This window comes from Pseudomonas sp. UBA6323, from assembly GCF_002439135.1.
In the GTDB taxonomy this organism is placed as follows: domain Bacteria; phylum Pseudomonadota; class Gammaproteobacteria; order Pseudomonadales; family Pseudomonadaceae; genus Aquipseudomonas.
This window is the reverse complement of record NZ_DJSX01000016.1, coordinates 1-21,447: the sequence shown is the minus strand read 5'-3', so window position 1 is coordinate 21,447 and position 21,447 is coordinate 1. Positions and strand designations below refer to the sequence as shown.

Annotated in this window: 16 protein-coding genes; 7 read left to right on the top strand and 9 right to left on the bottom strand. The window is 64.5% G+C overall.

The features are described from left to right. From B3P22_RS04805 to B3P22_RS04780, 6 genes are all read right to left on the bottom strand, one after another. Positions 1 to 2,660: efflux RND transporter permease subunit (locus B3P22_RS04805; RefSeq protein ID WP_296270119.1), on the bottom strand; the 2,660-nt coding region annotated here is incomplete at its 3' end. Continuing rightward, positions 2,657 to 3,886: an MdtA/MuxA family multidrug efflux RND transporter periplasmic adaptor subunit gene (locus B3P22_RS04800; protein ID WP_296270117.1), complete on the bottom strand. Its 1,230-nt coding sequence runs from the start codon at positions 3,884 to 3,886 to the stop codon at positions 2,657 to 2,659. The genes B3P22_RS04805 and B3P22_RS04800, both read right to left, overlap by 4 nt. A 223-nt stretch (positions 3,887 to 4,109) precedes the next feature. After that, entirely contained in the window at positions 4,110 to 4,610 is a 501-nt protein-coding gene (tpx, locus tag B3P22_RS04795) for a thiol peroxidase (protein ID WP_296270116.1), read from the bottom strand. 163 nt (positions 4,611 to 4,773) lie between these two features. After that, positions 4,774 to 8,454, bottom strand: coding sequence for a translocation/assembly module TamB domain-containing protein (locus B3P22_RS04790; protein WP_296270115.1), 3,681 nt, complete (start codon positions 8,452 to 8,454; stop codon positions 4,774 to 4,776). Beyond that, the gene (locus B3P22_RS04785) at positions 8,451 to 10,178 is read right to left on the bottom strand and encodes an autotransporter assembly complex protein TamA (RefSeq protein ID WP_296270114.1); all 1,728 of its coding nucleotides are present in this window, start codon (positions 10,176 to 10,178) and stop codon (positions 8,451 to 8,453) included. The genes B3P22_RS04790 and B3P22_RS04785 overlap by 4 nt, the downstream gene beginning before the upstream one ends. 68 nt (positions 10,179 to 10,246) lie before the next feature. Next, positions 10,247 to 10,891 (bottom strand): GNAT family N-acetyltransferase, encoded by a 645-nt coding sequence (locus B3P22_RS04780; RefSeq protein WP_275544980.1) that lies wholly within the window; start codon positions 10,889 to 10,891, stop codon positions 10,247 to 10,249. A gap of 131 nt (positions 10,892 to 11,022) precedes the next feature. Between B3P22_RS04780 and xthA the strand changes: the two genes are divergently transcribed. The 4 genes from xthA to B3P22_RS04760 all read left to right on the top strand — a co-directional run bounded on the left by xthA (position 11,023) and on the right by B3P22_RS04760 (position 14,660). Further along, complete coding sequence (gene xthA / locus B3P22_RS04775; protein ID WP_296270112.1) at positions 11,023 to 11,835, top strand: exodeoxyribonuclease III; 813 nt, start codon at positions 11,023 to 11,025, stop codon at positions 11,833 to 11,835. Positions 11,836 to 11,936: 101 nt separating this feature from the next. After that, entirely contained in the window at positions 11,937 to 13,319 is a 1,383-nt protein-coding gene (locus B3P22_RS04770; RefSeq protein WP_296270110.1) for a substrate-binding domain-containing protein, read from the top strand. 162 nt (positions 13,320 to 13,481) lie between these two features. Beyond that, a complete protein-coding gene (locus B3P22_RS04765) occupies positions 13,482 to 14,471 on the top strand; it encodes a TerC family protein (RefSeq protein ID WP_275544977.1) in 990 nt (329 codons plus the stop codon). 9 nt (positions 14,472 to 14,480) lie between these two features. Continuing rightward, positions 14,481 to 14,660, top strand: a complete 180-nt coding sequence (locus tag B3P22_RS04760) for a hypothetical protein (protein WP_197856487.1) — start codon at positions 14,481 to 14,483, stop codon at positions 14,658 to 14,660. Positions 14,661 to 14,720: 60 nt separating this feature from the next. Here the strand turns inward: B3P22_RS04760 and B3P22_RS04755 are convergent, their stop codons facing one another. Further along, positions 14,721 to 15,950 (bottom strand): acyl-CoA dehydrogenase, encoded by a 1,230-nt coding sequence (locus B3P22_RS04755; RefSeq protein WP_296270106.1) that lies wholly within the window; start codon positions 15,948 to 15,950, stop codon positions 14,721 to 14,723. Between the two features lie 150 nt (positions 15,951 to 16,100). Here B3P22_RS04755 and B3P22_RS04750 point away from each other — a divergent pair, with 150 nt between their 5' ends. Continuing rightward, a complete protein-coding gene (locus B3P22_RS04750) occupies positions 16,101 to 17,033 on the top strand; it encodes a LysR family transcriptional regulator (protein WP_296270105.1) in 933 nt (310 codons plus the stop codon). Positions 17,034 to 17,247: 214 nt separating this feature from the next. Here the strand turns inward: B3P22_RS04750 and B3P22_RS04745 are convergent, their stop codons facing one another. Both B3P22_RS04745 and B3P22_RS04740 read right to left on the bottom strand, forming a co-directional pair. Further along, complete coding sequence (locus B3P22_RS04745) at positions 17,248 to 17,682, bottom strand: DoxX family protein (protein ID WP_296270104.1); 435 nt, start codon at positions 17,680 to 17,682, stop codon at positions 17,248 to 17,250. A 105-nt stretch (positions 17,683 to 17,787) separates the two neighbouring features. After that, a complete protein-coding gene (locus tag B3P22_RS04740) occupies positions 17,788 to 19,203 on the bottom strand; it encodes a transglycosylase SLT domain-containing protein (protein ID WP_296270103.1) in 1,416 nt (471 codons plus the stop codon). A 256-nt stretch (positions 19,204 to 19,459) separates the two neighbouring features. Here B3P22_RS04740 and B3P22_RS04735 point away from each other — a divergent pair, with 256 nt between their 5' ends. Beyond that, the gene (locus B3P22_RS04735) at positions 19,460 to 20,287 is read left to right on the top strand and encodes a TatD family hydrolase (protein WP_296270102.1); all 828 of its coding nucleotides are present in this window, start codon (positions 19,460 to 19,462) and stop codon (positions 20,285 to 20,287) included. Between the two features lie 84 nt (positions 20,288 to 20,371). After that, positions 20,372 to 21,447: methyl-accepting chemotaxis protein (locus B3P22_RS04730; RefSeq protein ID WP_296270099.1), on the top strand; the 1,076-nt coding region annotated here is incomplete at its 3' end.

Below are 21,447 nucleotides of genomic sequence, written 5' to 3'. Positions count from 1 at the left end.
GTGATCGGGTGGATGTAGCTCTCGTAAAGCACGCCGAGCACGATGTACATGGTGACGATGGCAGCCAAGATCAGCAGCAGGGTCGACGACAGCGAGGCACGGAAGGCCTCGGCAGCGCCCTGGAACTGGGTGTTGATGGACAGCGGCAGGCCGATTTCCTGCTCCACCCGCTCGATCACCTCGACCGCCTCGCCCAGCGACACGCCCGGCGCCAGGTTGAACGACAGGGTCACTGCCGGGAATTGGCCGATATGGTTGATCAGCAGGCTGGCCGGACGCTCCTCGATGTGCGCCAGGGATGACAGCGGTACCTGCTGGCCTTCGCCGGTAGCGACGTGGATCTGGCGCAGCGCGGCCAGGCCGATGCGCCCGCCATCGCGGCTTTCCAGCACCACGCGGTACTGGCTGGCCTGGGTGTAGATGGTACTGATCTGGCGCTGGCCGAAGGCGTCATACAGCGCGTCGTCGATATTGCCGACGCTGATGCCCAGGCGCGCGGCAGCGTCGCGATCGATATCCAGGTACACCTGCAGACCACGGTTCTGCAGGTCGCTGGCCACATCGGTCAGCTCGGGCTGCTCGGGCTGCTCGCGCAGGGCTTCGACCAGGCGCGGCGTCCAGTCTTCCAGCAGTTGGCTGTCGGGCGACTCCAGGGTGAACTGGAACTGGGTGCGGCTGATGCGATCCTCGATGGTCAGGTCCTGCACCGGCTGCATGAACAGCTCGATACCGGGAATCTTCGCCAGTTCCGGGCGCAGCCGTTCGATTACCTCACTGGCGGTGACATCGCGTTCGGCATGAGTCTTCAGGTTGATCAGCAGGCGACCGCTGTTGAGCGTCGGGTTATCGCCATCTACACCTATCGACGAGGACAGGCTGGCCACCGCCGGATCACGCAGGATCACGTCGGCCAGACGCTGCTGGCGTTCGCTCATGGCGGCGAAGGAAATCGACTGCGGCGCCTCGGAAATGCCCTGGATCACCCCGGTGTCCTGCACCGGGAAGAAGCCCTTGGGCACGACCAGGTACAGCAGCACGGTCAGACCCAGCGTCGCGATGGCCACCAGCAGCGTCAGCGGCTGATGCTTGAGCACCCACTGCAGCCAGACGCCGTAGCGCTCGATCATGGCATCGATGAAGCCACCGGCAGCCTGATAGAAGCGCCCTTCGTTCTCCGCTTTCTCCGCCTTGAGCAGGCGCGCGCACATCATCGGCGTCAGGGTCAGCGACACCACCAAGGAAATCATGATGGCCACCGCCAGGGTGATGGCGAACTCGCGGAACAAGCGGCCCACCACATCGGCCATGAACAGCAGCGGAATCAGTACGGCGATCAGCGACAAGGTCAGCGAAACCAGGGTGAAGCCGATCTGCCGGGCGCCCTTGAGCGCGGCATTGAGGGGCGTTTCGCCCTCCTCCAGATGGCGCGCGATGTTCTCCAGCATGACGATGGCGTCGTCGACCACGAAACCGGTGGCGATGGTCAGCGCCATCAGTGTCAGGTTGTTGATGGTGAAGCCGGCCAGGTACATCACGCCGAAGGTGCCGATCAGCGACAGCGGCACGACGATCGACGGGATGATGGTCGCCGACAGCTTGCGCAGGAACAGGAAGGTCACCATCACCACCAGGGCGATGGCCAGCAGCAACTCGTGCTGCACGTCGCGCACAGCGGCGCGGATGGTCTGCGTGCGGTCGGTAAGCACCTTGACCTCGACGCTGGCCGGCAGGCCCTCGGTCAGGTGCGGCAGCAGGGTCTGGATACGGTCGACCACGTCGATGACGTTGGCACCCGGCTGGCGCTGCACGTTGACCAGCACCGCCTGATTGCGGTTGGCCCAGGCGGCCAGGCGCTCGTTCTCGGCGCCATCGATGATCTCGGCGACATCTTTCAGGCGCAGTGCGGCGCCGTTCTGATAGCTGAGGATCAGTTCGCGGTATTCGTCGACGGATTTCAGCTGATCGTTGGCATCGAGCTGGGAAACGCGTGTCGGCCCATCGAAGTTGCCCTTGGGCTGGTTGACGTTGCTGGCGGTGATCAGGCTGCGCACGTCGGCCAGACTCAGGCCATAGGACGCCAGCGCCTCGGGGTTGACGCGGATACGCACCGCCGGACGCTGCCCGCCGGCCAGGGTCACCAGGCCGACGCCACTGGTTTGCGCGAGCTTCTGCGCCAGGCGGGTATCGACCAGATCGTTGACCTGCGGCAGCGGCAGCGTCTTTGAACTCACCGCCAGGGTCAGCACCGGCGTATCGGCCGGGTTGACCTTGTTGTACACCGGCGGTGCCGGCAGATCGCCCGGTAGCAGGTTGCTCGCCGCGTTGATCGCCGCCTGCACCTCCTGCTCGGCCACCGCCAGGGAAACATCCAGATTGAAGCGCAGGGTGATCACCGAGGCGCCACCGGAGCTGGTCGAGGACATCTGCTTGAGCCCCGCCATCTGCCCGAACTGGCGCTCCAGCGGCGCCGTCACGGCGCTGGTCATTACATCCGGGCTGGCGCCTGGGTACAGGGTCAGCACGCGGATGGTCGGATAGTCGACTTCCGGCAGCGCCGACACCGGCAGCAGGCGATAGGCGATCAGGCCGCTGAGGAAGATCGCCACCATCAACAGCGTGGTGGCGACCGGCCGCAGGATGAACGGGCGCGAGATATTCATGCGTCGTTCCGTGCGCCAGCGCGGCCCGACTCGCCCCGTTCTCCAGCCTCGCTCGTCTGCGCCGCCTGCGGATCGACCACCTGCACTTCACTGCCGTCACGCAGGCGATCGGTGCCCTCCAGCACCAGCCGCTCGCCGCGCTGAACGCCGTCGGCAACCATGCTGCGCTCGGCATCGCTGGCAATAATGCTGACGGGGCGGATGCTCACCTTGTTGTCGCCGTCTACCGCATAGACGAAGGTGCCGCGGGTACCAAACTGCACTGCAGCCGACGGAATGATGGTGGCCGCCTCGCGGGTATCCACGCGCAGGCGCACGTTGACGAACTGGTTGGGGAAGAGCATCTGCTCGGCGTTGTCGAAGCGCGCCTTGAGCTTGACCGTACCGGTGGCGGTGTCGATCTGGTTGTCCAGACTCTCCAGTACGCCCTCGGCCAGCTTCAGGCGCTCGCCACGGTCCCAGGCTTCGACCGCCAGGGTCGCGCCGTCGCGCCTGCGCTGCAGCACCGCAGGCAGGTCGCCCTCGGGGATGGTGAAAATCACCGAAATCGGATCGGCCTGGGTGATCACCACCAGCGGCGTGGTGTCGCCGCTGCTGACTAGGTTGCCGATATCCAGTTGGCGCAGGCCGAGGCGCCCGGCAATGGGAGCGCGAATCTGGGTGAAGTCGAGGTTGAGCTTGGCCGTGGCAACGTCCGCCTGGTTGCTCTGCAGGCTGCCGCGGTACTGATTGACCAGCGCCTGCTGGGTGTCGAGGGTCTGCTTGGCGATGCTGTCTTCGGCGTACAGCCCCTTGTAGCGCTGCAGATCCAGTTCGGCGTTCTTCAGTTGCGCCTGATTCTCCTGCAGCGCGCCCTGCGCCTGCTGTAGCGCGACCTGATAGGAACGCGGGTCGATCACCGCGAGCAGATCGCCGGCCTTGACCTGCTGCCCCTCTTCGAACAACACCTTGACCAGCTCGCCGTCGACCCGCGAGCGCACATTGACCGTGTTGTAGGCGGTCACCGTGCCCAGTGCCTTGAGCTCGATGGCGAACTCGCCCTGCACCACTTCGGCCACGCGCACCGGCACCGGCCCCATGTCACCGAAGCGGCTACGGCCCATCTGTTGGGACTGCGGCTGACTCGGCCAGAACCACCACAGCAGGAGTAGCAGCACGGCGAGCAGCGTCAGGCCGATCAGCCATTGGCGGGAGGTGCGGGAGGCATTCGAGGAGGTGCTGGACATGGCAGGAAACGGATCACTTCTTTTAGGAGTCGGAACGATAAGCACTGGTCGGCTGCAAGCAAAGCCTATTTACCGGCTTTTTACTCTCTTCTTACGTAACCACTGTTTACCGCGGGGCCTGAACGAGACGCTCTGGTCTGCGGCTTCTGAAGCCGCACGCGGCATTTTTGCGCCGACAAATGAAAACGGCCTGCATGGCAGGCCGTTCGGTGTTTCCTGAATCTTACTTGAGTACGGCCAGCGCCGCAGCGTAGTCCGGCTCGTGGGCGATTTCGCCAACCAGTTCGCTATGCAGCACCTTGTCCTGCTCGTCCAGCACCACCACGGCACGCGCAGCCAGGCCGGTCAGCGGGCCGCTGGCAATGGCCACACCGTAGCTCTTGAGGAAGTCGGCACCACGCAGGGTGGACAGGTTGACCACGCTTTCCAGGCCTTCGGCGCCGCAGAAGCGCGCCTGGGCGAACGGCAGGTCGGCAGAGATGCACAGCACCACGGTGTTGCTCAGCTGGCTGGCTTCGGCGTTGAACGTGCGCACGGAGGTGGCGCAGGTCGGCGTATCGACGCTCGGGAAGATGTTCAGCACCTTGCGCTTGCCGGCCAGGCTGGCCAGGGTGACGTCGCTCAGGTCGCCAGCGACCAGGCTGAAAGCCGGCGCCTGTTGACCGGCCTGCGGCAGTTGGCCGTCGACCTGCACCGGATTGCCTTTGAGAGTGACTTGCGCCATGGGAGTTTCCTTATCGTTCAGAAAGTTGTAGGGCAGATGTTAGACAGGGGCAACGCCCCATCGAATGGCAGGTCACGGGCCCGACCAAGGCTCCAGCCTAGCGCAGAAGCGGCGTCGATACACCCGCGGCCCAGTAGGGATTTAGCCAAAGCTCGCACCGCCATCAGAAATCCCGCCGGTAGAACAGATCGAGCGAACTGGCCAGACCGCTGGCGGCCTCCAGGTACAGGCGTCGGGTCAGCTCGTAACGCAGGGCGATGGTGTTGGCTGGCTCGAATACGCCGACGCCGTAACGCAGGCTCAGGCGCTCGGTGATACTGCCGCTGGCCACCACGCTGGTGGTCACGCCGCTGCCCTCGGTATCGAGCTGGAAATCCTGAATACCCAGGCTGTTGGCCAGGCCGGTAGTAATCGAACTGCTGCCCGCCAGGCCGAGTGCCAGCGCCGCCTGGCCGAGCATGTTGTTGTCACCGCTGCTCTGCCCCAGCGGCCGCCCCAGCACCAGATAGGACAGCGCCTGTTCCTGGCTCATCGCCGGCTCGGCGAACACCGTGGTGCTGGGCTGTTCGGCATTACCGGAAAGGCGTATACCGGCCACGACATTGTCCACCTTGCGAATCGCCTCGACATCGAGGAACGGCTGATCGATCGGCCCGGTGAACAACAGCCGCGCACGGCGAATGGTCAGGCGCTGGCCGTAGGCACGATAGCGACCATTGGCCAGATCCAGTTCACCACGGGTATCGAGGTTGTCGCCGATATGCACACGCCCGCGCAGGTCGGCGGTCAGGCCGAAGCCACTGAAGGCCAGCTTGTCCTGCCCGACTTCGACATCGACATCCATGGCGATGCCCAGACCCTGTTCGGCCTCGGGCACTTCGCGCCCTACCACCCGCGCGTCGCCGGAGATCTTCACCGTCGAGGGCGGCAGTTCACGGACGCTGATCAGCCCGCGTGGCACACCGACCTTGCCACTGACCGCCAGGCGCTGGGCACGCAGCTGCAATTGCAGATCGGGCTCCACTTCCAGCTCGGCATAGGGCTCGACCTTCACCGGCAGGCGCTGCCCCTGCAGTGACAGATCGCCGCTCAGGCCTTCGGCCCAGGCGATTTCACCGCGCAGGCTGCCGCGGCCCTGCTCGCCGCTGCGCCAATCGCCGGACAGCTGCACCTGCTCACCCGCAATCAAGGCCTGCACCTGCAAACCCTCCAGGCTCACCGGCAGTTCGCTGCCGGACAGCTCGCCACCATCAAGGCGCAGTTGCCCGTTGATCTGCGGTGCCAATAGCTGGCCGCTGATCGTGCCGCTGCCCTGCAGCGTGCCTTGAAGCCGTTCCGCCATGGGCACGAAGGGGCGCAGCACGGCCAAGTCGAAGCCGCTCAGGCGAAACTCGCCATCGACCGGTTTATTCGCCGGACGCGGATCGATGCGCGCCTGCAACAGCAGTTCGCCCAGGCGAGCGCTGACGAAGCGCAGCTCACTGTCCACCCGCTGCGGGCGCAGCGTACTGTTCAGGCGCAGGCTGTCGTAGGGGAAATCCAGCCACTGCTCGTCATCCGGCTGGCGAATGCGCAGGTTGCCGCCACCGGCGTCCAGCGTGACCTGGCCGTTGGGGCCGCTGTCGGGCAGCTCGACCTTGAGCTGACCGTCCAGGCGCCCCTGCCAGGCGAAATCCTCGGGCAACCAGGGCTGCAGGCTGGCCAGCGGAAAGTTCTCCAGGCGCCAGTCCAGGCTGGGCTGCGGCATCAGCCGCTGTTGCCCGCCGCACAGGCTGGCATCGCCGGATTGCCAGCAATGTGCACCCAGGTTCAGCCGGCCGCTGGCCAGGCGCTCCAGGCTCGCAGCCTGCTGCAGCTGCCAATCCTGCCCGCCACTCTGCACCCGACCACTGGCAATGCGCCCGCGCCAGTCGCCCTGCTCGCTCAAGTTACCGTCCAGCGCCAGCGCCAGTTGCAGCAGCGGGCCTTGCAAGTCGATGTCCAGCGCCTGGCGACGCTGATCGCCACGGCCCTCGGCCTGCAGGCGTCCGAGATAGGTTTCGCCGATACGGATACCGCGCAGATTCAGGTCGATGCGCGCCTGCTGGCGAGCATCCAGTGTCGCGTCCAGCTGCAGGCGACGCAGGCTGGGGTCGCCGAATGCCAGACGCTCACCGGTCAACGCCAGTTGCCCTTGCGGGGCCTGCAAGCTGCCGGCCAGCGAAAGCGTACCTTGCATCTGGCCCTGCAGGCCGGGCCAGAGTTGCCCCAGGCGCGGCAAGGCCAGCTCCAGCTGACCGCGCAAACGCTGGTCCAGCCCGCCCTGGCCGCTGACCCGATTGTCGCCCAGGCGTACCAGCAGGCGCTGCAGTTGCCACTGTTCTCCACTACCGGCGCCCTGCACCTGCAATTGCGCCGGCTGGCCACGCAGGCGGCCATTGAGGTCGATATCGGCCTCGGCCTGCAGCTTACCGGCGTTGAAGCTGCCCGACGTGCTCAGCGGGCCAGCCAGATTGCCCCGCATTTCCGCCAGCCAGTAACCGGGGTCGAGGGCGCTGAGCTGCAACATGGCCTGCCAGTCGATACCTTCGGCAAAGCCCAGCTTGAGCACGCCTTCAGCGCGGCCCTGACCGGCCACCAGTTGCAGTTGCGGCAGGCTGACCTGGCCCAGATCGCCACTGACCGGGCTGCTCAGGCTGAAATCACCCGCTGGGCCCTGCAGTTGCGCAGCGAAGTTGCCCAGGTAGTTGCCCCCGCTATAGCTGACTTCGGCCTGCAAGGCGCGCAGCGCCACCGGCGGCGGCTCGTCCATCGGGTAGAGACGCTGCCAGGGAAAATCCAGCCAATCCAGCTGCGCATCGATGGTGAGCGCTTCGCTCCAGGCCAGCTTGCCCTCGGCCTGGACATGCTGGGCTTCGGCCTGGATACGCAGCAGTTCGATATCCGCACCGGCGGCATCGACCCGCCCTTTCAGTTGCAGCGGCATCGGCGCCTGCTCGGCGGGCAGGCTCGCGGTGCCTTCGACGCGATAGCCGGCCGCCAGATCGCCTTTGGCCTGCAGTTGCAGGTCCTGCAGGCGCAGGGTCGGCGGCAAGGCATTGCTGGCCTGGAAGTCGCGGCTGGTCAGGCGCAGCTCGGCCGGTAGATTCTCGGCCAGGGCCTGCACGGTGCCTTGCAAACGGGCATCGAGATAACCGCTGCTGTCGGCTTCGAGTTCCAGGCTGCGCTGCAGCTCACCGCCGACCTGCAGCGCCACCTGCCAGGGCTTGCCATCGACTTCCGGCAACTGCAGGCGCCCAGTCAATGCCAGCGGCCAATCGCCATGCGGGGTCAGGCTACCGCTGGCATCCAGGCGCAGGTCATCGCGCTGCAGGGCCAGACGCTGCAACTCGACACCCTGCTCGTTCCAACTGGCGATCAGTTCGAGATCGCTCAGTTGCGCCTGACCGTCCAGGCGCAACTCGCCCAGCTGGATGTCGCCCAGTTGCAGGCGCAGCGGCAGATTCAGGTCTGGCAGGCTGAACGGCTCGTTGCTTGGCTCAGCGCTGGGCGGCAGGTCGAGCGCCGCCTGCTGCAGGTGCAGGCGGTCGATGCACAGCGTCAGGTGCAGCAGGCAGGACGGCGACCAGGCCATTTCCAGTTGCTGCAGCTCCACACGCATCGCGTCCTGCTGCCAGAGCAGCGCCTCGGCCTGCCAGGCCCCGCCCAGGCGCCCCTGGAAGTTGTCGGCCTGCAGCCCCGGCACCTGCGCCAGCAGCCAGCGACTGCCACCTTGGGTGCCAAGCAGCACCCACAGCGCAGCGGCGAACAGCAGCACCAGGCTGAACAGGCCGATGGCCAGCCATTTCAGCACACGCCGGATCATAGTTCAGGCCCCATGGAGAAATGCAGGCGCACGCCGCCATCGTCATCCAGTGCATGGGCTAGATCCAGACGCAGCGGACCGACCGGCGAAACCCAGCGCACGCCGAAACCGACGCCGGTCTTGAGGGTGGGGAAATCCAGCGAATTGAACGAATTGCCCTGGTCGATGAAGGTCGCCAGGCGCCACTTGTCGGTGAGGCTGTACTGATACTCGGCACTGGCCGCGAACAGGTAGCGGCCGCCGATCTTGTCGCCGCGATTGTTCTCCGGCGACAGGCTCTGGTAATCGTAGCCGCGCACGCTCTGATCGCCGCCAGCAAAGAAGCGCAGCGACGGCGGCACCGCCGAGAAGCCATTGGTTTCGGTCCCGCCGAACTGCACGCGACCGAGCAGACGATGATTGTCGAATACCGTGGTCAGGCCCTTGAGCATGACGTTGCCGTGCAACACATTGGCGTCGGACAACACGCCTTCGACGGCGCCGCGCAAGTCGAACTGCACGCGGTAACCCTGGTTCGGATCGAGACGATTGTCGCTGCGCAGTCGCGAGTAACTCACCCCCGGCATCAACAGGGTGCTCAAGCCGGAATCGTCGCCCAGGCGGTATTCCTCGCGCTGCCATTTCACCGACAGCACACGCTGCCAGCCACCGGGGCGCTGGCTGTGCCACTCCGGGCCGAGGGTGAGCAGACGGCTCAGGCTGTCGTTGCTGGCCAGCTCTTCATATTGATAGCCGCCGGCCAGGCGCAGCTTGTCGGTCAGCGGTGGATCGCCGGGAATGTCGTACCACAGGCCGACGTTCTGCCGGGGGGCGGAGAGCTCGGTTTCCACCCCGTAGCTGTGCCCCTGCGGGTTGCGCCAATGACGCGTCCAGTTGGCGCGCAGGCGCGGACCGACATCGGTGGAGAACCCCAGCCCCAGGCCCATGGTGCGGGGTTCGCGCACCTGCAGCGCCACCGCTACCGGGATGCGCAACTGATCGGCCTGGGTGGGAATAGCGTCGACCCTTACCGACTCGAAATAGCCGCTGGACTGCAGCGCCTGATACAGCTCGGCAATCAGTTCGGAATCGTAGGGGGTGTCCGGGTCGAACGGCACCATGCGCAGCAGCAGTTCTTCGTCGAGCGGGAAGTCGCCGCTGAAGGCGATATCCCCCAGGCTGTAGCGCGCCCCACTGCTGAACACCAGCTCGATGTCGGCCACGCCGGCAGCCGGATCGATCTGCAGACTCTGACGGGTGAATCGGCCGTCGAAGAAACCGTAGCGCGAGGCCTGATTCTGAATCAGCCGCTTGGCATCCTCGTAGCGTCCGTGATTGAGCACCGAGCCTGGCTGCAGGCGGCTGGCGTTGGGGACGCGAAAGGCCGACAGCTCGCTGGCCGGCCCTTCGATGCGTATGTCGACGTTGCGCAGGCGAACGCGCTCGCCCGGCTCGACTTCAAGTACCAGACGCGGTGTTTCGCCCTCTTCGATACGGCTGCGAATGCGTGCCTGGTAATACCCCAGGGCCTGAGCCGCCTTGTCCGCTTCGTTCTCGGCGATACGCCGCAAACGCCGCAACGACTGCGCGTCACGCCCATCGAGGCTGCCGACGTAACCTTCGATATTGGCCTTGAGGGCCGCATTGTTCGGGGTGATCCGTACGTCCAGCTCGCTTGCGGCGAAGGCCCCCGTACTGATCAGCAGCAGCGCGAGGCTGCGCTGGAGATGTCCATATACGCTCATGGCGAAGGATGCTACCACGGCGCACAGCCCACGCCAGAGCCGCCACGCTTCTGCCAGACAGCCGGAGTTCAGGCGCTGGCCCGCACCACGGGTTGCGGGTTGGGGTGGAAGAATACGTGCTCGACCACCGGGCCAATGGCCAGCTCACCGACTTCCTCGTAGCCCTGACGCCGGTAGAACTCCAGGTAGCGGGCATCGCCAGTGTCCAGCACCACACCTTGCGAGCCGCTGTCCTGCGCGCACCAGTCGTGCAGCGCCTCGAGCAGTTGCTCGCCGCGATGCTGCCCCTGGAACTCCGGGTGAATGCCCAGCAGCGGCAGCACGTGATAAGGGCCTGGCGGCAGACAGGCGAGCACCGCATCGTGGTACTCCAGATAGCGTTTGGTGCAGCCGAAGCCGGTGCTCAACAGCATGCGCAGGCGCCAGCCCCAGCTCTCGGTGATATCCAGGCGCCGTTGCGGCGGCGCGATCAGTGCTGCGCCGATCAGACGGTCGTCGATCAGCAGACCGATGGCCGGCAGATCCTCGGCGAAATGCTGCTGCACCAGCTCGCGAATCGTCGCGCGCACGCGCTGGTCGAAGCCGGGGCGTTCGGCCTCGAACAGGTAGGCGAAGGTCGGCTCGTGGCGATAGGCGTGGTAGAGCAGCGAACGAACCTCGCGGGCGTAACCACCATCGAGCATGCGCACTTCAGCTGGGGCGTTATGGGGCATGGTGGACCTCAACTCTAGTTATTGTATGGAGCGTCACAGCCAACTTAGCACCGCCGCCCGGCACCTGCCAGGCGCTGGCCGCCAGCGCCGAGGATCGGCTAGCATCGCCTTTTGCCCAGGACCCGCTGCCCATGAAAATCGTCTCCTTCAATATCAATGGCCTGCGTGCGCGCCCTCATCAGTTGCAGGCCCTGATCGAGAAACACCAGCCGGACGTGATCGGCCTGCAGGAAACCAAGGTGGCCGACGACCAGTTTCCGGAAGCGGAGATCCGCCAGCTCGGCTATCACGTGCATTACCACGGCCAGAAGGGCCACTACGGTGTCGCCCTGCTCTCGCGCCAAGAGCCGCTGAGCCTGCACAAGGGCTTCCCCGGTGATGGCGAAGACTCCCAGCGGCGCTTCATCTACGGCACCTTCGCCGACGCCAACGGCAACCCCGTCACCGTGATGAACGGCTACTTCCCTCAGGGCGAGAGCCGCGACCATCCCGTGAAATTCCCGGCCAAGCAGCGCTTCTATGCCGATCTGCAGCAATTGCTGGTGGAGCGCTTCGACCCGCAGCAGGCGCTGGTGGTGATGGGCGATATCAACATCAGCCCCGAGGATTGCGACATCGGCATCGGTGAACCCAATCGCCTGCGTTGGCTGAAAACAGGCAAGTGCAGCTTCCTGCCGGAAGAGCGCGAATGGCTGGCGACCCTGAAGAACTGGGGGCTGGTGGACAGTTTCCGCCACCTCAACCCCGAGGTGAACGACCGCTTCAGCTGGTTCGACTACCGCAGCCGCGGCTTCGAAGACGAGCCCAAACGCGGCCTGCGCATCGATGTGATCCTCGCCAGCCAACCCCTGCAGGCGCGCTTCAAGGACGCCGGCATCGACTATGACCTGCGCAGCATGGACAAGCCGTCCGATCATGCGCCGATCTGGCTTGAGCTGAGCTGAAACACGGGCGCGTGCAGATGACGCGCCTCGTCACAAGACTGCAACCTGACTGACTTAATCTGCGCGGCACCTTGTCCCACCCACTAGAAGGTGCCTGCCGCATGCCGCGCGCCCTGTCCGCCGACCGCGACCTCTGGGGTCGTACCCTGTCTCTGCTACTGATCGGTTTCATCTGCTACGCCCTGCCCCTATCCGTTTTCGCTGCCGCTCTGCCCGCTTCCGAGGGCAACCGGGCGGTGCTGCGCATTCAGGGTTCCAATACCATTGGTGCCAAACTCGCGCCGGAGCTGGTCAAGGGGCTGTTCGAGGCGCAAGGCCTGCAAGACATTCGCAGCGAAGCCGGCACCCGGGAAAACGAACAGCGCGTGCTCGCACGCCGGAGCGATGGCCGCCAGGTAATCGTCGAAGTGGCCGCCCATGGCTCGGGTACCGGCTTCACCTCACTCAAGGATGGCAGCACCGACCTGGCCGCCTCGTCGCGACCGATCAAGGACGGTGAAGCCGTCAGCCTGGCAGCGCTGGGCGACCTGCGCAGCCCGCAGAGCGAACAGGTCATCGCCATCGACGGCCTGGCGATCATCGTCCACCCGTCCAACCCTGTCGGCACGCTGAGCGTCGAGCAGATCGCGCAACTGTTCTCTGGCGAGATCGACAACTGGGCGGCGCTCGGCGGCAAACCTGGCAAGGTCCACCCCTACGCGCGCGACGACAATTCCGGTACCTACGACACTTTCAAGGAGCTGGTGCTGGCGCCGGGCGGACGCAGCCTGGCGGCCAACGCGCAACGCTTCGAGTCCAGCAATCAGCTGTCCGACTCGGTCAGCGGCGATCCCAACGGCATTGGCTTCATCGGCCTGCCCTACATTCGCCAGGCCAAGGCCGTTTCCATCGCCGCCGGCGATTCCCAGCCGATGCCGCCGAGCACCACGCTGATCGCCACCGAGGACTACCCGCTGGCGCGCCGCCTGTTTCTCTACAACGATCCGCAGTTGAGCAATCCCTGGGCGCGCGCGCTGATCGACTTCGCCCACAGTCCGCGCGGCCAGGCCATCGTCGACGCCAACGGGTTCATCGCCCAGACCGTCCAGGCAGTGAAGGTCACCGCGGACGCGCAGATGCCGGCCGATTACAGGCAACTGGCGCAGCAGGCGCAGCGGCTTTCGGTGAACTTCCGTTTCCAGGAAGGCAGCGCGACGCTTGACAACAAGGCCCACCGCGACCTGCAGCGCGTGCTGGATTACCTCAAGCAGCACGACAAGCTGCAGCACAAGGTGGTGCTGGTCGGTTTCGGCGACCCGAAGAGCGACCCCGAGCGTGCCGAACTGCTGTCGAAACTGCGGGCCATGGCGGTGCGCCGCGAGCTGGCCAAGCAGGGCGTGCTGTTTCGCGAGATCACCGGCCTGGGCAGTGAGCTGCCGGTGGCGGCCAACGATCAGGACAACGGCCGCATCCGCAATCGCCGCGTCGAAGTCTGGGTTTACTGACACCAGAAAATATTCCTCTCCCGGGGGCTTGGCAGCCTGTCGACGCGGCGTTAGCCTTTGCACCGCGTGACGCCGGGCCCCTCTGGCGGTGAGCATTCTCACCGTGATGTCGGAGTCACTGAGTGGATTTCTTTCAACTCAGGCAGACATAAGGGAGGGCTCATGGACGCTCTACTTGCCTTTTTGACATCCCCCATCTTCGGTACACCCGGCTGGTTCTGGCTGGCCTTCCTGGTACTGATCATCACCCTTCTGGTGCTCGACCTCGGCGTGCTGCATCGCGATCAGCATGAAATCGAGATGCGTGAGAGCCTGTTGCTGTATTCCGGATACTTCAGCGTCGGTGTCGCCTTCGGCGGCTGGATCTGGTGGCAGCTCGGCGGCACCAAGGCGATGGAGTACTACACCGGCTTTCTGGTGGAACAATCGCTGTCGATGGACAACGTCTTCGTCATGGCGATGATCCTCGGCTACTTCAACATCCCGCGTAAGTACCAGCATCGGGTGCTGTTCTGGGGCATCCTCGGGGTCATCGTGCTGCGCGCGATCATGATCGGCCTGGGCACGGCCCTGGTGCAGCAGTTCGACTGGATCCTCTATATCTTCGGTGCCTTCCTGCTGTTCAGCGGCATCAAGATGCTGCGCAGTGGCAGTGATGAAGAATCGCATCCGGACCTGGCGCAGAACCCGGTGATCCGCTTCGTGCGCAAGCACATTCGCGTCACCGACGACCTGCATGAAGGCAAGTTCCTGGTGCGCCTGAAGGATCAGGTCAGCGGCAAGCCGCTGCTGTACGCCACCCCGCTGCTGCTGGCACTGGTGCTAATCGAACTGGCCGACCTGGTGTTTGCCGTGGACAGCGTACCGGCCGTGCTGGCCATCTCGCAGGATCCGTTCATCGTCTACACCTCGAACATCTTCGCCATTCTCGGCCTGCGCGCGCTGTACTTCGCCCTGGCCGCGCTGATGCACCGCTTCATCTACCTGAAGTACGCACTGGCCCTGGTACTGATGTACATCGGCGGCAAGATCTTCCTGCACGACCTGATCAAGGTTCCCGCCCTGCTCTCACTTGGCGTAACCTTGGGCCTGCTGGCCGGCGGTGTGCTGCTGTCGCTGCTGAAAACCCGGGACAAGGCCAGCGCCACCTGAGGAGAGGCGATGCGCGAAGTCTGCATAGAACTCATCGAGCGCCAGGGCCAATGGCTCTGGCAGGTACGATTCGGGCGTCGCGCACTGACCTTCCAGGAAGAACTGGCGGCACGCACCTTCGCCGCGCAATTGCATATGCGCCTCGGCTGGCTGGGCCAGGCGCAGCGCTCGGACGACAGACTGCCCTGACCTTGCAGATATAAAAGAAGAGGCCCGCATCAGCGGGCCTCGTTTCTTTCAGTCACTGGATCAGCGGCTGGCCTTCATCACATCACGCGGCACGTACTTGCCGATCTCGTACTTGCCGATGGCGGCGCGGTGCACCTCGTCCGGGCCGTCGGCCAGGCGCAGCGTACGCTGCATGGCGTACCAGTAGGCCAGCGGGAAGTCGTTGGAAACCCCGGCGCCGCCGTGCATCTGGATCGCCCGGTCGATCACCTTCAACGCCACGTTGGGCGCCACTACCTTGATCTGGGCGATTTCGCTGGCGGCGATCTTGTTGCCGACGGTATCCATCATGTAGGCCGCGTTCAGCGTCAGCAGGCGAGCCTGGTTGATCTCCATACGCGAATCGGCGATGTGGTCGATATTGCCGCCCAGGCGCGCCAGCGGCTTGCCGAAGGCGGTACGGCTCACGGCGCGCTTGCACATCAGTTCCAAGGCTCGCTCGGCCATGCCGATCGAACGCATGCAGTGGTGGATACGCCCTGGGCCGAGGCGCCCCTGGGCAATCTCGAAACCGCGCCCCTCGCCGAGCAGCACGTTCTCGTAAGGCACGCGCACGTTCTCGAACAGCACTTCGGCGTGGCCATGCGGGGCATCGTCGTAGCCGAACACCGGCAGCGGACGCAGCACGGTGACACCGGGCGCGTCCATCGGCACCAGGATCATCGAGTGCTGCTGGTGGCGCGGCGCGTCCGGGTTGGTCAGGCCCATGAAGATCATCACCTTGCAGCGCGGGTCGCAGGCGCCGGAAGTCCACCACTTGCGACCGTTGATGATCCACTCATCGCCCTCGCGGCGTGCGTTGGCCTGCATGTTGGTGGCATCACTGGAGGCCACGCCTGGTTCGGTCATGGCGAAGGCGGAACGAATCTCGCCGGACAGCAGCGGCTCCAGCCATTGCTGCTTCTGCGCCTCGTTGCCGTAGCGCACCAGCACTTCCATGTTGCCGGTGTCCGGCGCGGCGCAATTGAACGGCTCGGGGCCGATCAGCGAGCGACCCATGATTTCCGCCAGCGGAGCGTATTCGGTATTGGTCAGGCCCGCACCGTAGTCCGATTCGGGCAGGAACAGGTTCCACAGACCTTCGGCTTTGGCCTTGGTCTTCAGCTCTTCCATGATCGCGGTCGGCTGCCAGCGGTCGCCCTCGGCCACCTGCTGCTCAAACACCGCTTCAGCCGGATAGACGTGCGCTTCCATGAATGCGCTGACGCGTTCACGCAGCTCTTGAACCTTCGGGGAATAGGCGAAATCCATGGGGTTACCTGTTTTGTGACAAGGGGTGAGAGGTTGTGGAAATGATGCTAGAACAGCGCTTAAGATTTATCGAACCTATTTTCAGCGTGTATGAACATTCATAACCGATATATGATCGATTGATATCGACGCCCCTGGAGCACTACCGGCATGAACCTGACCAAGGTGGATCTGAACCTCTTCATCGTCTTCGACGCCATCTACACCGAGGCCAACCTGACCCGTGCCGGACAGATCGTCGGCATTACCCAGCCGGCGGTGTCCAATGCCCTCGCCCGCCTGCGCGAAACCTTCAACGACCCGCTGTTCGTGCGTACCGCTCAGGGCATGGTGCCGACGCCCATGGCGCAGAACATCATCGGCCCGGTGCGCAACGCCCTGCAGCTATTGCGCGTTTCCGTACAGGAAAGCCGTACGTTCAACCCGCAGCAGGCCGGCAAGACCTACCGCATCAGCATGACCGACCTTTCCGAGCAGATCCTCCTGCCGCCGCTGTTCCAGCGCCTGCGCCGCCTGGCCCCAAGCGTGTGCATCGAGAGTTTCCTGGCCAAGCGCCGCGAAACCACCAAGGAACTGGCCGCCGGCCGCCTCGACTTCGCCGTCGATGCCCCACTTAATACCGACCCGCAGGTGCGTCACGTCAAGCTGCTGGATGATCGTTATGTCTGCGCCATGCGCCCGGGCCACCCGCTGGCCAAGGAGAAGATCAGCCTCGACGAGTACCTGTCGCTGACCCACATCCACATTTCCAGCCGCCGCAGCGGTCTGGGCTACGTCGACCTGGCGCTAGGCAAGATGGGCATCCAGCGCAAGATCGCCCTGCGCTCGCAGCACTATCTGATGGCCAGCAGCGTGATGCTGCAGACCGACATGGTGATGACCGTGCCGGAGCGTTTCGCCCGTCGCCACAACCTGCACCACGTGACGCTGCCGGTCGGTGACGTGCCGGCCCTGGAAACCCACCTGTACTGGCACGAGAGCACCGACCAGGACCCGGCCAACCGCTGGATGCGCGAACAGATGATCGAGCTGGCGCAGCAGGTTACCGCGCAGGAGAAGAAGGCCGAGCAGACGCCAGCCTGATCACCTGCACGCAGCACGTTTTCGCGGACAAGTCCGCTCCCACAAGAGCAAGGCAGCCACTGTACCTGTGGGAACGGACTTGTCCGCGAATGGTTGCCCCCGACAAAAAACGCCGCGAACCTTCATCAGGTTCGCGGCGTTTACGAGTGTGCAGAGGGGTTCAGGCCACTTCACCTTTACGATGGCGTCACGCCCCCACCCGTGTCTGGCCTGATCAGCGCGCGAGCTTGCTATCGATCGACAGCTTGCCGGCACCTTCGATCAGCAGCGCTACGCTGATGGCCAGCAGAGCCAGGGCGAACTCATAGCCGTTGTTGCTCATGAAGAAGCCGTTGGCCAGGTGCACGGTGAAGATCGCCACCAACATGGTCACCGCCAGCACCGCCGCCGCCGGACGTACCAGCAGGCCGATGATCAGCGCCACACCGCCGAAGAATTCGGCACTACCGGCCATCAGCGCCATTAGGTAGCCCGGCGCCAGGCCAATGCTTTCCATCCATTGTGCGACACCCGCCAGGCCATAACCGCCAAACCAGCCGAACAGCTTTTGCGCACCGTGGGCGGCGAACGTGATGCCGGCGATAATGCGCAGTACGGTGATACCGAAACCGGCCTGGCTGGCGGTGATGCTTTTGATCAGGTTGTTCATTGCAAGGCTTCCTTTGGTGTGTGGGTTAGATGGCGCACAGAATATCCAATTTATTCGATAATAAAATAGCAAAATACCGCTTATATAAATCGAATTTATAGATATTTAGTTGGCCGTCAGGCGCCGCCCCTGCGGTTCCAGCAAATAGCGCTCACGGTCATAAGCAAGGTAGTACTTATTCACCGCGTTCACATAGCTCACCACACCCATTCCCATCTGTTCCATGGCCACACGCTCGACCTGAAAGAACCATTGATTGGGATTGAGTCCCCGCCTGCGCGCCTCGGCGCGCAGGCTCTGCACCCGTTGCGGGCCCAGGTTGTAACCAGCCAGCACGAAAGCCATGCGTTCGCGTTCGTTGAGCTGCGGGCTGTTGAAGAAGTTGCGCCGAATCATCGCCAGGTACTTGCTGCTGGCCTGAACGTTGCCGTTGAGGTTCTGGATGTTGCTCACCCCGACACTGCGCGCCGCTGCCGGAGTGATCTGCATCAGCCCGGTCGCACCGCTCGCGCCGCGCGCCGATGGGTTCAGGGTCGACTCCTTGAATGCCAGCGCAGCCAGCATCAGCCAGTCGAAGCCCTGCTGCTCGGCATGCTGCTGCAACACCGAGCGCACCTTCTCCAGACGCTGCCGCTCGGCGCGCCCCAGCGGCGAGTGCACCTTGTACAGACGACGATAGACACGCTGGAATGCCGCATCCTGGTCGGCCGGAGACTGATAGCCGTTGAAGAAGCGGTCGATGCTGGCACGCAGCATCGGCGCATCCGGGCGCACGAACCATTTCATGTCGCCGTCGCGCGCCAGAACCAGATGCCTGTCGACGCGCAGCCTGGGCATCACCTTGGCCCAGCGCTCGGCGATCGGCAGTTCCACCGCGGTCCGCTCGAAGATGCCTGCCTGGACCATCTCCAGCACATCCTCGACCGCCAGGGTAGGATCGACCCACTCGACCACTATCGGTGGCAGCTTGCGGTCGGCAAGTTGCCGGTTGATGCGCCGCAACGCCTCCCCCACAGCGCTGCCAGCCGGCAACGACAGGCTGCGCCCGGCCAACTGCTCGAGGTTGCGGTAATGTCGGTTGCCCTGTTTGGACACCAGCACCAGCGGCACTTCGCGGCGAATCGCCGTGCTGGCACTGACATCGTGCCCGGTCCGCACATCGAGCAACTCGCCGGGCGCGACCAGATCACCCTCGCCGCGCTGCAATGCAGCGAGCAACTGATCCTTGGCCTTGGGGATGATCTTCAGCGTGAGGCTACGGCCATCACGGGCATTGCGATTGAGGTATTGCTCGAAAGCGCGCAGGCGGTGGTATTCGATGCCGATGCTCTGGCCCTTGACCGAGCCGGAACTGTTGCGGCTCTGGTTGACCAGCACGCGCAATTCGCCACTGCTGCGGATAGCCGGCAGGTCGCGAGCGCTGCGGGTCTGGCTACCGACCTCCGGAGGGCCGGCCAGGCGCGCGCTGACGGGCAACGGCAGCACGACCAACAGGCACAGGATCAGCAGCAATCGCGACATCGACTCTCCAGGGAAGGCGGTTGACCGCCGAAGCCTCTTGATGGCCTGCTGCTCGCCGATGCGCGACAGACGGCTTCAGACCTAAACCGCCGGACAACAAGGCGGGCGCGGAGATTGGCACAGCCGAGCGTTGCCGCGCCACCCCGCAACCTTGCATCAACCTTAAAAACAGCCAACAACCTATTGTTTTAAATCGACTTCCTGACGAACGGACGGCGTCTGCTATTCTGCCCCTTCGCGTCCTACAGGTGGCACCATGCAGCTCATCGATATTGCCGTCAATCTCACCCACCCCAGCCTCGCGGTACAGGCCGAAGCGCTGGTCGAACGTGCCTACGCCGCTGGCGTGTGCCAGATGGTGCTGACCGGCACCAGTCTGAACGAAAGCGAGGCCAGCCTCGCACTTTGCCGACAGCTGGACGCCAACGGCGAACGCCTGTTCTGCACCGCCGGGGTCCACCCTCACGACGCCAGCTCGTGGAACGACACCAGCAGCGCTGCCCTCAAGTCGCTATTGGCACAACCACAAGTGCGCGCCGTTGGTGAATGCGGGCTGGATTTCGATCGAGATTTCTCCCCGCGCCCCGCCCAGGAAAAGGCGCTGGAAGAACAGCTGGCGCTGGCCGTCGAGTTGCAGATGCCGGTGTTTCTTCACGAGCGCGAAGCCAGCCAACGCATGCTGGAGATTTTGCGCAACTATCGCGACCAGTTGCCTGCAGCCGTGGTGCATTGTTTCACGGGCGAGCGTCGGGCCCTGTATGCCTATCTCGACCTCGACCTGCATATTGGCATCACCGGCTGGGTTTGCGACGAACGCCGCGGCACGCACCTGCACCCGCTGCTCAAGGACATCCCTGGCGAGCGCCTGATGCTGGAAACCGATGCGCCCTTCCTGCTACCGCGCAGCTTGCGGCCAAAGCCCAAGAGCGGGCGTAACGAGCCGGCCTACCTCGGCGAGGTATTGCGCGAGGTGGCCCTGCATCGCGCTGAAAGTGAACAGGCGCTGGCGGCGCAGACCACGGCCTGCGCCCGGGCGTTCTTCAACATGCCAGCCATACTCGAGAGTCCGGCACCGGAGTCTTGATTGACGTCAAGACTCCGGTTGTTTTCCACGGCATACTGCTGGCATATAGCCAACAGTGAATGCAGCGACACGGATAACCACAGCATGGGCGCCTGGATCAGCAATCTTTCTCTGAAGTACAAATTCTGGGCGGTCAACGCCGTTGCCTTCGTCATCAGCCTGATGCTGGTGTTGTTCGCCCTGCATACCGAGCAACAGGCCCGCAGTGCCGATGCCAGGCTGGCTGCGCTGGAGCAGGCGCGCCTGCTGCAACAGTGGCCGCAACAATCGCCCTTGCCCAGCGCGGCCAATATCCAGGTGCTGCAAGGCAGCCTGCCGGGCGCCCAAGGTGCCCCCGATGCCAGCGGCTGGCAGCCACTGGAGCATGACGCCCGCTTCGGCGACTCGCCGGTGATCGGCGCGCAGCGCGTCACCCTCAGCGATGGGCGCAACCTGGCGGTCACCGCTCGCGCACCCAGCCTGCTCGATCTGTTCGCCGAGCACGCCCTCACCTACGCCCTGGCGGTCGCCGTGCTGATGCTGTTGCTGCTGGCAGCCTCGCAGCTATTGATCCGCTTCCTGCTCAGCCACCTCAACACGCTAAAGGACGTCATGCTGCAGGCCGAGCGCAGCGGCGACCTGTCGCTGCGCGTGCCGCTGGAGAGCCGCGATGAGGTCGGCCAGATGGCCGCCGCGTTCAATGCCATGCAGGCCGGCTACCAGCGTGTGGTCGGCACGGTTGGCCAGGTCGCCAGCGAGTTGAACAGCGGTACGCGCAACATGGCCGAACGCATGGGCGCCGTGCGCCAGGGCATGCTCAGCCAGCAGAGCGAAACCGACCAGGCCGCCACCGCGATCAACGAAATGTCGGCGACGGTTCAGCACATCGCCGATCACGCCGGCACCACCCGCGATCAGTCGCTGAACGCCGACCAACTGGCCCGCGCCGGCCAGCAGGTGGTCGAACGCGTCGAGCAGTCCATCGCAGCCCTGTCGCGCGGAGTGCAGCAGAGCGCCGGCAGCATCGAGCGCCTGGCCGAAGACAGCCAGCACATCAGCCGCGTGGTCGGCGTCATTCACGGCATCGCCGAGCAAACCAACCTGCTCGCCCTCAATGCCGCCATCGAGGCCGCTCGCGCCGGTGAAATGGGCCGCGGCTTCGCCGTGGTCGCCGACGAGGT

Excerpts from the sequence above, each read along its gene's own strand:
- B3P22_RS04765 (WP_275544977.1), top strand. The coding sequence starts at position 13,482 with ATGGACGCTCTACTTGCCTTTTTGACATCCCCCATCTTCGGTACACCC.
- B3P22_RS04750 (WP_296270105.1), top strand. The coding sequence starts at position 16,101 with ATGAACCTGACCAAGGTGGATCTGAACCTCTTCATCGTCTTCGACGCC.
- B3P22_RS04740 (WP_296270103.1), bottom strand. The coding sequence starts at position 19,203 with ATGTCGCGATTGCTGCTGATCCTGTGCCTGTTGGTCGTGCTGCCGTTG.
- B3P22_RS04800 (WP_296270117.1), bottom strand. The coding sequence starts at position 3,886 with ATGTCCAGCACCTCCTCGAATGCCTCCCGCACCTCCCGCCAATGGCTG.
- B3P22_RS04760 (WP_197856487.1), top strand. The coding sequence starts at position 14,481 with ATGCGCGAAGTCTGCATAGAACTCATCGAGCGCCAGGGCCAATGGCTC.
- B3P22_RS04755 (WP_296270106.1), bottom strand. The coding sequence starts at position 15,950 with ATGGATTTCGCCTATTCCCCGAAGGTTCAAGAGCTGCGTGAACGCGTC.
- B3P22_RS04770 (WP_296270110.1), top strand. The coding sequence starts at position 11,937 with ATGCCGCGCGCCCTGTCCGCCGACCGCGACCTCTGGGGTCGTACCCTG.
- tpx (WP_296270116.1), bottom strand. The coding sequence starts at position 4,610 with ATGGCGCAAGTCACTCTCAAAGGCAATCCGGTGCAGGTCGACGGCCAA.
- B3P22_RS04745 (WP_296270104.1), bottom strand. The coding sequence starts at position 17,682 with ATGAACAACCTGATCAAAAGCATCACCGCCAGCCAGGCCGGTTTCGGT.
- xthA (WP_296270112.1), top strand. The coding sequence starts at position 11,023 with ATGAAAATCGTCTCCTTCAATATCAATGGCCTGCGTGCGCGCCCTCAT.
- B3P22_RS04780 (WP_275544980.1), bottom strand. The coding sequence starts at position 10,891 with ATGCCCCATAACGCCCCAGCTGAAGTGCGCATGCTCGATGGTGGTTAC.
- B3P22_RS04735 (WP_296270102.1), top strand. The coding sequence starts at position 19,460 with ATGCAGCTCATCGATATTGCCGTCAATCTCACCCACCCCAGCCTCGCG.
- B3P22_RS04785 (WP_296270114.1), bottom strand. The coding sequence starts at position 10,178 with ATGAGCGTATATGGACATCTCCAGCGCAGCCTCGCGCTGCTGCTGATC.
- B3P22_RS04790 (WP_296270115.1), bottom strand. The coding sequence starts at position 8,454 with ATGATCCGGCGTGTGCTGAAATGGCTGGCCATCGGCCTGTTCAGCCTG.